The organism is Amycolatopsis acidicola, assembly GCF_007713735.2.
GTDB classification, from domain to species: domain Bacteria; phylum Actinomycetota; class Actinomycetes; order Mycobacteriales; family Pseudonocardiaceae; genus Amycolatopsis_E; species Amycolatopsis_E acidicola.
On sequence record NZ_VMNW02000043.1, the window covers coordinates 59,465 to 70,846 of the forward strand.

General features: G+C 70.3%; 11 protein-coding genes and 1 rRNA gene. All 12 read left to right on the forward strand.

Going from position 1 to position 11,382, the window contains the following annotated elements; translation table 11 throughout:
• The first annotated feature begins 12 nt into the window (after positions 1–12).
• Positions 13–1,041: an N-acetyl-gamma-glutamyl-phosphate reductase gene (gene argC, locus FPZ12_RS25830; protein WP_144748038.1), complete on the forward strand. Its 1,029-nt coding sequence runs from the start codon at positions 13–15 to the stop codon at positions 1,039–1,041.
• Entirely contained in the window at positions 1,038–2,198 is a 1,161-nt protein-coding gene (gene argJ / locus FPZ12_RS25835; protein ID WP_144748039.1) for a bifunctional glutamate N-acetyltransferase/amino-acid acetyltransferase ArgJ, read from the forward strand. The genes argC and argJ overlap by 4 nt, the downstream gene beginning before the upstream one ends.
• Positions 2,195–3,115, forward strand: coding sequence for an acetylglutamate kinase (gene argB / locus FPZ12_RS25840; RefSeq protein WP_144748040.1), 921 nt, complete (start codon positions 2,195–2,197; stop codon positions 3,113–3,115). The genes argJ and argB overlap by 4 nt, the downstream gene beginning before the upstream one ends.
• On the forward strand, positions 3,112–4,314 hold the full coding sequence (locus FPZ12_RS25845; protein ID WP_144748041.1) for an acetylornithine transaminase: 1,203 nt from the start codon (positions 3,112–3,114) through the stop codon (positions 4,312–4,314). Before argB ends, FPZ12_RS25845 begins: the two co-directional genes overlap by 4 nt.
• Before the next feature lies 1 nt (position 4,315).
• Complete coding sequence (gene argF / locus FPZ12_RS25850; RefSeq protein ID WP_144748042.1) at positions 4,316–5,242, forward strand: ornithine carbamoyltransferase; 927 nt, start codon at positions 4,316–4,318, stop codon at positions 5,240–5,242.
• Entirely contained in the window at positions 5,239–5,757 is a 519-nt protein-coding gene (locus FPZ12_RS25855) for an arginine repressor (protein WP_144748054.1), read from the forward strand. Before argF ends, FPZ12_RS25855 begins: the two co-directional genes overlap by 4 nt.
• Entirely contained in the window at positions 5,750–6,949 is a 1,200-nt protein-coding gene (locus FPZ12_RS25860; protein WP_144748043.1) for an argininosuccinate synthase, read from the forward strand. Before FPZ12_RS25855 ends, FPZ12_RS25860 begins: the two co-directional genes overlap by 8 nt.
• A 27-nt stretch (positions 6,950–6,976) precedes the next feature.
• Positions 6,977–8,383, forward strand: coding sequence for an argininosuccinate lyase (gene argH / locus FPZ12_RS25865; protein ID WP_144748055.1), 1,407 nt, complete (start codon positions 6,977–6,979; stop codon positions 8,381–8,383).
• 4 nt (positions 8,384–8,387) lie between these two features.
• Positions 8,388–9,005, forward strand: a complete 618-nt coding sequence (locus FPZ12_RS25870; RefSeq protein WP_144748044.1) for a VOC family protein — start codon at positions 8,388–8,390, stop codon at positions 9,003–9,005.
• Entirely contained in the window at positions 9,002–9,619 is a 618-nt protein-coding gene (locus FPZ12_RS25875; RefSeq protein ID WP_144748045.1) for a DNA-3-methyladenine glycosylase, read from the forward strand. The genes FPZ12_RS25870 and FPZ12_RS25875 overlap by 4 nt, the downstream gene beginning before the upstream one ends.
• Before the next feature lie 30 nt (positions 9,620–9,649).
• Positions 9,650–10,924, forward strand: a complete 1,275-nt coding sequence (gene tyrS / locus FPZ12_RS25880) for a tyrosine--tRNA ligase (RefSeq protein WP_144748046.1) — start codon at positions 9,650–9,652, stop codon at positions 10,922–10,924.
• Between the two features lie 358 nt (positions 10,925–11,282).
• Positions 11,283–11,382 (forward strand): 16S ribosomal RNA (locus FPZ12_RS25885); the annotation flags it as partial.

Consider the following 11,382-nt stretch of genomic DNA (forward strand, 5'->3'; position numbering starts at 1 on the left):
ATAATCATTCGTATGACGATGAAGGTCGCGGTCGCCGGGGCGAGCGGCTACGCGGGCGGGGAGGTCCTCCGCCTGCTGCTCACGCACCCCGAGGTGGAAATCGGCGCGCTCACCGCCGCCAGTAGCGCGGGCACTCCGCTGGGGCAGCACCAGCCGCACCTGGCGCCGCTGGCCGGCCGGGTGCTGGGCGAGACCACGCCGGAAACCCTCGCGGGGCACGACGTCGTCTTCCTCGCCCTGCCGCACGGTCACTCGGGTGAGGTCGCGGCGCGGCTCGGGCCGGATGTCCTCGTCGTCGATCTCGGCGCGGACCACCGGCTCGCCGACGCGGGCGACTGGCAGCGCTGGTACGGCGGGGAGCACGCGGGCACGTGGCCGTACGGGCTGCCCGAACTGCCGGGTGCGCGGGAGAAACTGGCCGGCACCAAGCGGATCGCGGTGCCGGGCTGCTTCCCGACCGGGGGTTCGCTCGCGCTCGCGCCTGCGCTCGGTGCCGGGCTGGTGCGGCCGGAGGTCTCCATCGTCTCGGTCACCGGCACGTCCGGCGCGGGCAAGAGCCTGAAGCCGCACCTGCTCGGCGCGGAGGTGATGGGTTCGGCCAGTGCCTACGGCGTCGGCGGCGCGCACCGGCACACGCCCGAGTTCGCGCAGAACCTCGGCGCGGTCGCGGGGGAGCGGGTCACGGTGTCCTTCACGCCGGTGCTCGCCCCGATGCCGCGCGGGATCCTGACCACCGCGAGCGCGCCGCTGGCATCCGACGTGGACCTCGCGGCCGTGCGCGCGGTGTACGAAAAGGCTTACGGCGCAGAGCCTTTCGTGCAGCTGCTGCCCGAGGGCTCCTGGCCGTCCACCGCGGCCACGCTGGGGTCGAACAACGTCCAGCTGCAGGTCGCGATCGACGCCGACGCCGGGCGCCTGATCGTGATCGCGGCCATCGACAACCTGACCAAGGGCACCGCGGGAGGTGCGATCCAATCCATGAACATCGCGCTCGGCCTGCCCGAGACCACCGGACTCTCGACCGTAGGAGTGGCCCCGTGACCGTCACCGGACCGAAGGGATTCCGTGCCGCCGGCGTGGCGGCCGGGATCAAGCAATCCGGCGCGCTCGACCTCGCCCTCGTGGTCAACGACGGGCCGGAGTCGGCGGCCGCGGGCGTGTTCACCCGCAACGCGGTCAAGGCCGCCCCGGTGCTGTGGTCGCAGGAGGTGCTGCGGCACCGCAAGCTGCGCGCGGTCGTGCTGAACTCCGGCGGCGCGAACGCGGCCACCGGTCCCGGCGGTTTCCAGGACACGCACGCCACCGCCGAAAAGGTCGGCGAGGTCTTCGAAACCGGGGCCATCGAGGTCGCCGTGTGCTCCACCGGCCTCATCGGCGAACGGCTCCCGATGGACGCCGTACTGTCCGGAGTGGACACTGCGGCGAAGGCGCTGGACGCCTCGCCGGAGGCGTCGCTGAACGCGGCCACCGCGATCATGACCACCGACACGAAACCCAAGCAGAGCTGGAAGTCCCACGCCGCGGGCTGGAGCATCGGCGGGTTCGCCAAGGGCGCGGGCATGCTCGCGCCGGATCTCGCCACCATGCTGTCGGTGATCACCACCGACGCCGTCCTCGAAGGCGACGCGCTCGACGCGGCACTCCGTGCCGCCACCCGGGTCACCTTCGACAGGCTCGACGTGGACGGCGGCACGTCCACGAACGACACGGTGCTGCTGTTGTCCTCCGGTGCCAGCGGAGTCACGCCGGCGCTCGACGATTTCACCGAACTGCTGACGGCGGTCAGCCTTGATCTCGTCCTCCAGCTGCGTGCCGATTCCGAAGGCGCGACGAAGGACGTGGACGTCGTCGTGCGGGGCGCGGCCAGTGAGCAGGACGCGATCAACGTCGGCCGCACGGTCGCCGAGGACAACCTGGTGAAGACGGCGCTGTTCGGCTCGGACCCGAACTGGGGCCGGATCGCGATGGCGGTCGGCCGCTCCCAGGCCGAGGTGGACCCGGCCACGCTGTCGATCACGATCAACGGCGTCCCGCTGTTCGCGCACGGCACCACCGCCGAAGACCGGAGCGCGGCCGATCTGAGCGGGCGCGCCATCGAGCTCGTGATCGACCTCGGCGTCGGCACCAGCACGGCCACGATCTACACCACGGACCTCTCGCACGGTTACGTCGAAGAGAACAGCGCGTACTCCTCATGAGCCCTTCCGAAGCGTTGATCCCCGCCGACGAGCGGCTGGCCACCGCCGCGGAGAAGGCGGGCGTGCTGATCGAGGCGCTGCCCTGGCTGCAGCGGTTCCACGGCGCGACGGTGGTGATCAAGTACGGCGGCAACGCCATGATCGACGACGAGCTGAAGCACGCCTTCGCGCAGGACATGGTGTTCCTGCGGCTGGCCGGGCTGCACCCCGTCGTCGTGCACGGCGGCGGCCCGCAGATCACCGCGATGCTCAAGCGGGTCGGGCTCGCCGGGGAATTCAAGGGCGGGCTGCGCGTCACCACCCCCGAGACGATGGACATCGTGCGGATGGTGCTGGTCGGCCAGGTCAGCCGCGAGCTGGTCGGCTTGATCAACGCGCACGGCCCGTACGCGGTCGGGATCTCCGGTGAGGACGCGAAGCTGTTCCTCGCCGAGCGCAAGCACGCCACGGTCGACGGCGAAGCGGTCGACGTCGGCCTGGTCGGCGAGGTCGCCGAGGTCAACCCGGACGCGGTGCTCGACATCGTCAACGCGGGCCGCATCCCGGTCGTCTCCACCGTCGCCCCGGACGTGGATGGCGTGGTGCACAACGTGAACGCCGACACCGCGGCGGGCGCGCTCGCGGCCGCGCTGGGCGCCGAGAAGCTCGTGGTGCTGACCGACGTCGAAGGCCTCTACGCCAACTGGCCCGACCGTTCCTCGCTGGTCGACCGGATCCGCGTGGACCGGCTCGAGCAGCTGCTGCCCACCCTCGCGAGCGGCATGATCCCGAAGATGGAGGCCTGCGTACGCGCGGTCCGCGGCGGAGTCCGCGGCGCGCACGTGATCGACGGCCGCATCGCGCATTCCGTGCTGCTCGAAGTGTTCACCTCCCGCGGGATCGGCACGATGGTGCTGCCAGAACAGGAGCAGGCATGACCCCGGTAACCTCCAATGTGGACGGTCAGCGGCACTGGCAGTCCGCGCTGATGAACAACTACGGCACCCCCGAGCTGACCCTGGTGCGCGGTTCCGGCGCCGAGGTCTGGGACGCCGACGGCAAGGCCTACGTCGACCTGCTCGGCGGCATCGCGGTCAACGCGCTCGGCCACGCCCACCCCGAGGTCGTGCGCGCGGTGAGCGAGCAGATCGCCCAGCTGGGCCACGTCTCGAACCTCTACATCAACCCGGTGGCCGTCGAGTTCGCCGAAACCCTGCTGGACATCGCGGGCCTGAGCGGCAACGCCAAGGTGCTGTTCAGCAACTCCGGCGCGGAGGCCAACGAAGCCGCGATCAAGATCAGCAGGCTCACCGGCCGCACCAAGATCGTCGCCTGCGAGGGTGCCTTCCACGGCCGCACCATGGGCTCGCTCGCGCTCACCGGCCAGCCGGGCAAACGCGAGCCGTTCGAGCCGGTCATGCCCGGGGTCGAGCACATCCCGTACGGCGACGTGGACGCGCTGCGCGCCGCGGTGGACGGAGAGACCGCGGCCGTCGTGCTGGAGCCGATCATGGGCGAGGGCGGCGTCATCCCGGCCCCGGACGGCTATCTGCAGGCGGCGCGGGAGATCACCAAGAACACCGGCGCGCTGCTGATCCTCGACGAGGTGCAGACGGGCATCGGCCGCACCGGCGTGTGGTTCGCGTTCCAGCGGGCCGGCATCACGCCCGACGTGTTCACCCTCGCCAAGGGCCTGGGCGGCGGGCTGCCGCTGGGCGCCACCATCGCCGTCGGCGAGTACGCGGAGCTGCTGAAGCCGGGCCACCACGGCACCACCTTCGGCGGCAACCCGGTGTGCTGCGCGGCCGGGCTCGCGGTGGTCCGGACCATTGCGGAAGCCGGACTGCTGGACCATGTTTCCGCGCTGGGCAAGGACATCGCCGCCGGGGTCGAGCAGCTGGGGCACCCGCTGGTCGCCGGCGTGCGCGGCGCCGGGCTGCTGATCGGCATCGCGTTGCGGGAGCAGGCCTCCCCGGCGGTCGCGAAAGCGTTGCAGCAAGCCGGATATCTGGTGAACCCGGTCGCGCCGGACACGATCCGCCTCGCGCCGCCCCTGATCCTCGAGCACGATCAGGCCGACGGTTTCCTGTCCGCCCTCCCCGGCGCGCTCGACGACGCCACCACACCGAAGGACTGACATGCCACGCCATTTCCTCCGTGACGACGACCTGAACCCCGAGGAGCAGCTCGCCGTACTCGACCTCGCCGACGAGCTGAAGCGGGACCCGCTCGGCAACAACGCGCTGGCCGGGCCGAAGTCGATCGCCGTGCTGTTCGAGAAGAACTCCACCCGCACCCGGCTTTCGTTCGAGGTCGGCATCGCCCAGCTCGGCGGGAACCCGATCATCGTGGACGGCCGCTCGATGCAGCTCGGCCGCGAGGAGACCATCGAGGACACCGCGCGCATCCTCTCCCGCTACGTCGACGCCGTGGTGTGGCGGACGTTCGCGCAGCAGCGGATCAACGCGATGGCCTCGACGGCGTCGGTGCCGGTGGTCAACGCGCTGACCGACGAGTTCCACCCGTGCCAGGTGCTGGCGGACCTGCAGACCATCCGCGAGCGCAAGGGCAGGCTCGCCGGGCTGAACCTGACCTACCTCGGCGACGGCGCGAACAACATGGCGCATTCGCTGATGCTGGGCGGCACCACGGCAGGGCTGAACGTGCGCGTCGTCTCGCCGGAGGGCTTCCAGCCGCTGCCCGACGTCACGCAGTCCGCGAAGGAACGCGCGGCCGAGACGGGGGGCAGCGTTACGGTCTTCACGGACCCGAACGAAGCGGTCGAAGGCACCGACGTGCTGGTCACCGACACCTGGACGTCGATGGGCCAGGAGAACGACGGCCTCGACAGGATCACGCCGTTCAAGAAGCTCCAGATCAACAGCGAGCTGCTCGCCAAGGCGGCGCCGGACGCGATCGTCCTGCACTGCCTGCCAGCCCACCGCGGCTGGGAGATCACCGACGAGGTGCTCGACGGGCCTGCGAGCGCGGTGTGGGACGAGGCGGAAAACCGGCTGCACGCACAGAAGGCGCTCTTGGTGTGGTTGCTGAACGAACGACGATAAGCCGGGCCGCCCGGCAGGCCAGGATCACCGAACTGGTGTCCACCATGGCCATCCGCAGCCAGACCGAGCTGGCCAAGCTGCTGGCGGCCGAGGGCGTCGAGGTCACGCAGGCTACGTTGTCGCGAGACCTCGACGAGCTCGGCGCGGTGAAGCTGCGGGGCGCGGACTCCGGGGCGCCGGTCTACGTCATCCCGGAGGACGGCAGCCCGGTCCGCGGGGTGCAGGGCGGCACGACCCGGTTGACCCGGCTGCTCGCGGAGCTGATGGTGTCCGTGGACGCCTCGGGCAACCTCACGGTGCTGCGCACGCCTCCCGGCGCGGCGCAGTTCCTCGCCAGCGCGATAGACCGGGCGGCGCTGGAGGAGGTCGTCGGCTCGATCGCCGGCGACGACACGGTCGCGGTGATCGCCAGGGAACCGCTGACCGGCCGGGACCTGGCCGACCGCTTCACCGCGCTGGCGCGGCGGTCGTCTACTTTGGACGTTGACGGAAACGGAGAGAACGGCAATGACTGAACGGGTGGTGCTCGCGTACTCGGGCGGGCTGGACACCTCGGTGGGGATCGGCTGGATCGCCGAGGAGACCGGGGCCGAGGTGATCGCCGTCGCGGTCGATCTCGGGCAGGGCGGCGAAGACCTGGAGACGATCCGCAAGCGCGCGCTGGACTGTGGCGCGGTCGAAGCGGTTGTCGCCGACGCGCGCGACGAGTTCGCCGACGGCTACTGCCTGCCCGCGCTGCAGGCCAACTCGCTCTACATGGACCGCTACCCGCTGGTGTCGGCGCTGTCCCGCCCGGTGATCGTCAAGCATCTCGCCGAGGCCGCGAAGTACCACAACGCCACCACGGTCGCGCACGGCTGCACCGGCAAGGGCAACGACCAGGTGCGGTTCGAGGTCGGCCTCGGCGCGCTGGTGCCGGACCTGAAGGTGATCGCCCCGGTCCGTGACTTCGCGTGGACCCGGGAGAAGGCGATCGCCTACGCCGAGGAGCGCAACCTGCCGATCGACGTCACCAAGAAGTCCCCGTTCTCGATCGACCAGAACGTGTGGGGCCGCGCGGTGGAGACCGGGTTCCTCGAGGACCTGTGGAACGCCCCCACCAAGGACGTCTACTCCTACACCGAGGACCCGGCGCTGAACTTCGGCGCGCCGGACGAGCTCGTGATCGCCTTCGAGAAGGGCGTCCCGGTCTCGATCGACGGCAAGCCGGTCACCATGCTGGAGGCCATCCAGGAGCTGAACCGCCGGGCCGGCGCGCACGGCATCGGCCGGCTCGACATGGTCGAGGACAGGCTGGTCGGCATCAAGAGCCGCGAGGTGTACGAGGCGCCGGGCGCCATCGCGCTGATCACCGCGCACCAGGAGCTGGAGAACGTCACCGTCGAGCGCGACCTGGCCCGGTTCAAGCGCACGGTCGGGCAGCGCTGGAGCGAGCTGGTCTACGACGGCCTGTGGTTCTCCCCGCTGAAGGACGCGCTGGACTCGTTCATCGCCAAGAGCCAGGAGCACGTGACCGGCGAGATCCGGCTGCGCCTGCACGGCGGCAGCGCGGTGGTCACCGGCCGCCGCAGCGCGGAGTCGCTCTACGACTTCAACCTGGCCACCTACGACGAGGGCGACACCTTCGACCAGACGCTGGCCAAGGGCTTCGTCCAGCTGTGGGGCCTGCCGAGCAAGATCGCCGCGAAGCGCGACCAGAAGGGCTGAGGAAGAACAGTGGCTGAGCAGCGGCCGATGCAGTTGTGGGGCGGCAGGTTCGCCGGCGGGCCGGCCGAGGCGATGGCGAAGCTGTCCGCCTCGACCCACTTCGACTGGCGCCTGGCGCCCTACGACATCGCGGGTTCGCGGGCGCATGCCCGCGTGCTGCGCAGCGCCGGGCTGCTCAGCGAGGACGAGCTGGCCGGCATGCTGGCCGCGCTCGATCGGCTCGCCGACGACGTGGCCTCCGGCGCGTTCACCCCGGCGCTCGCGGACGAGGACGTGCACACCGCGCTCGAACGCGGGCTCATCGAACGCGCCGGGGCCGAGCTCGGCGGCAAGCTCCGCGCGGGCCGTTCCCGCAACGACCAGGTGGCCACGCTGTTCCGGATGTGGCTGCGCGACGCCGCCCGCCGGGTCGCCGCCGGTACCCTGGACGTGGTGGATTCCCTGGTGGCGCAAGCGAAAGCGCATCCGGACGCGGTGCTGCCGGGGCGCACGCACCTGCAGCACGCCCAGCCCGTGCTGCTGGCCCACCACCTCCTCGCGCACGCCCACGCTCTGCTGCGCGACGTGTCCCGCCTGCAGGACTGGGACAACCGCACTGCCGAGTCGCCGTACGGTTCCGGCGCGCTGGCGGGCTCGTCGCTCGGGCTCGACCCGGAGGCCGTGGCCAGGGAGCTGGGTTTCGCCACGAGCGTGGAGAACTCCATCGACGGCACCGCCTCGCGGGATTTCGCCGCGGAGTTCGCCTTCGCGCTCGCGATGCTCGGGGTGAACCTGTCCCGGATCGCCGAGGAAGTGATCATCTGGAACACCGCCGAGTTCGGCTACGTGACGCTCGACGACGCGTGGGCGACCGGCAGCTCGATCATGCCGCAGAAGAAGAACCCGGACGTCGCGGAGCTGACCCGGGGCAAGTCGGGCAGGCTGATCGGCAACCTGACGGGCCTGCTCGCCACGCTGAAGGCGATGCCGCTGGCGTACAACCGGGATCTGCAGGAGGACAAGGAGCCGGTGTTCGATTCGGTGGAGCAGCTGGAGCTGCTGTTCCCCGCGATCGCCGGGATGCTGGGCACGCTCACGTTCCACACGCGACGGCTCGCCGAGCTCGCGCCCGCCGGGTTCACCCTGGCAACGGACATCGCGGAATGGCTTGTGCGCCAAGGGGTTCCGTTCCGGGTGGCGCACGAAGCCGCGGGGGAGTGCGTGCGTGTCGCCGAATCCCGCGGCGCGGGCCTGGAGGAGCTGACCGACGACGAGCTGCAGAAGATCCACCCGGAGCTGACCCCGCAGGTGCGCGAGGTCCTCACCGTCGAGGGTTCGGTCGCTTCACGCGACGCGCGGGGCGGCACGGCCCCGGCGCGGGTCGCCGAGCAGCTCGGCCGGCTCGTCGACACGGCCGCCGGTTTCCGCGAATGGGCCGCCTCGGGTACGCAGTGATCCCGTGAGCCCCGCGATCGATCACCTGGTTTACGCGACACCGGACCTGCAGGGCACGGTGGCGTGGCTGGACGATCGCGGGCTCCGGCTCAGCCCGGGCGGTCCGCACGTCGGGCTCGGCACCCGGAACTTCCTGGCCGGGCTCGGCGGTGCGACGTACCTCGAGGTCGTCGGCCCGGACAGCGAACAGCCGGAGCCACCGCGGCCGCGCCCGTTCGGGATCGACGAACTGCGCGCGGCCCGCCTCGTGACGTGGGCGGCGCGGGTGCCGAGGATGGCCGAGGCCATCGCGGCCGCGAGGCAGGCCGGGTACGAGCTGTCCGATCCGCATCCGATGTCGCGCCGCCGTCCCGACGGGGTCCTGCTCGAGTGGGAACTGGCCTTTCCGCCGGACGGCGCCGGGATCGTGCCGTTCCTGATCGACTGGCGCGAGTCCCCGCACCCGTCGGAGTCGCTGGCAGGGGCCGCCACGCTGGAGTCCTTCAGTGCCGAGCACCCGGAGCCCGGCGTCGTGGTCGCGCCGTTGCGGGCGCTCGGGCAGTCGCTGGAAGTGACGCGGGGGCCGGAGCCGAAGCTGGAGGCCGTGATCCGGACGGCTTCGGATGAAGTGGTGCTCCGGTGAGGTTGTTCAAGCGCGAGGAGCTCGCGGTCGATCCGGTGGATCTCGCGTACCTGCTGCTCGGTTCGGTGGTCGAGGTGGACAGCCCGGCGGGCACGGTCGCCGCGCGGCTGGTCGAGGTGGAGGCGTATCGCGGTGCCGAGGACCCGGCCTCGCACTCGTACCGCGGGCGCACCCGGCGCAACGACGTGATGTGGGGCCCGGCGGGACATCTGTACGTCTATTTCGTCTACGGCATGCACTTCTGCGCCAACATCGTCGGTGCCGAGGACGGGGTGGCCGGCGCCGTGCTGCTGCGCGCGGCCGAAGTGGTCTCCGGTCCCGAGATCGCCCGCGCCCGCCGCAAGGCCGCGAAACGGGACCGCGAACTGGCACAGGGCCCGGCCCGGATGACAGCGGCGCTGGGTATCGGCCCGGAACACAACGGCGCGGATCTGGTGAGCCCGGATTCGCCGGTCCGCCTCCTCGCGGGCGAGGAAGTGCCCCGGTCGAAGGTCCGCGCCGGGCCGCGCGTAGGTGTGGCCGCGGCGAAGGACACGCCGTGGCGGTTCTGGGTGGACGGCGCCCCGGAGGTGTCGGCCTACCGGCGCGGCGGACGGGCGCGACCCGCTCAATAGTCGGTTGACCAGGTGCGGGAGTATCGGGGCGTGAGCGAACACATTCTCGACGAACTGTCCTGGCGCGGGCTCATCGCGCAGTCCACCGATCTCGGCGCGCTCCGGGAGGACCTGGACGCCGGTCCGCTCACGCTCTATGGCGGTTTCGACCCGACGGCGGAAAGCCTGCACGCGGGCCACCTCGTCCAGCTGCTGACGCTGGCGCGGTTCCAGAACGCCGGGCACCGCCCGATCGCGTTGGGCGGCGGCGCCACCGGCCAGATCGGCGACCCGCGCGACGTGGGGGAGCGGACGATGGTCGGCCGCGAGGTCACGGCGGCACGGCTGGAGAAGATCAAGGTCCAGCTGGGGAAGTTCGTGACCTTCGACGATTCGCCGACCGGCGCGATCGTGGAGAACAACCTCAACTGGTTCAAGGATGTCAGCGCGCTGGACTTCCTCCGGGACGTGGGCAAGCACTTCTCGATCAACGTGATGCTGGCCAGGGAGACGGTGAAACGCCGGCTCGCCACGGACGGCATGTCCTACACCGAGTTCAGCTACCTGCTCCTGCAGTCCTACGACTACCTGCGGCTGCACCAGCAGTACGGCACGAAGCTGCAGATCGGCGGCTCGGACCAGTGGGGCAACATCATCGGCGGGGTGGACTACATCCGCAAGGTCGAAGGCGCCGCGGTGCACGCGCTGACCACGCCGCTGGTGACCGACTCCGAGGGCCGCAAGTTCGGGAAGTCCACCGGGGGCGGCAACGTCTGGCTCGACCCGGAGCTCACCTCGCCGTACGCCTGGTTCCAGTACTTCGTGAACGTGGGTGACGCGGAGGTCATCCGCTACCTGAAGATGCTGACGTTCCTGACCCGGGACGAGATCGCCGAGCTGGAGCAGCTGACAACGGAGAAGCCGCAGCTCCGTGCCGCGCAACGGAAACTCGCCGAAGAGCTCACCACCCTCGTGCACGGCGCGGAGCAGACGAGGCAGGTCACGCTGGCCAGCCAGGCGTTGTTCGGGCGCGGCGAACTGGCCGAGCTGGACGCCGCGACGGTGGACGCGGTGATGCGCGAGGTACCCACCGGCGAGGTCCGGCTGGCCGATGGCCCGACGATCCTCGACCTGCTGCTGGCCCCCGGGCTGGTGGACAGCAAGGGAGCCGCGCGGCGCGCGGTCAAGGAGGGCGGCGCGTACGTGAACAACGTGAAGATCACCGACGAGCAGTGGCAGCCCTCGGCCGAGGACACCCTGCACGGCCGGTGGCTCGTGGTGCGCCGCGGCAAGCGCACCACCGGTGGCGTGCTTTTGCGGGCCTGACCTGCTGTTTTGTCGTTAAGGTACCCCCCTGTTCAGCCCGGTCTCCACGGCATGTAATCTTCTCTTCGTCGCCAGGGAGACCGGGCGGCGGCGGGAACACGAACCAAGCTCCCACAGACTTGTGGTAGAGTGGGTGGTCCTGGTCGGACGAAGTCCACAACCCCCGAAGAAGTCCTCGGATTTGTGATGGGGTAGGGTTTCGCCCGGCACCAAACAAAAGCTTTGAATCCAGTTGCGGCGGTTGTCGCGTGTTGTTTGAGAACTCAACAGTGTGTTTGATGAACTAAGCCAGTAGAGCTTATTTGAACCCTTTGTGGGTTCCTTTGAGAAATACGATCGAGTCGATCGAACTTGTTCATTGTTGGAGAGTTTGATCCTGGCTCAGGACGAACGCTGGCGGCGTGCTTAACACATGCAAGTCGAACGCTGAAGCCGCTTCGGTGGTGGATGAGTGGCGA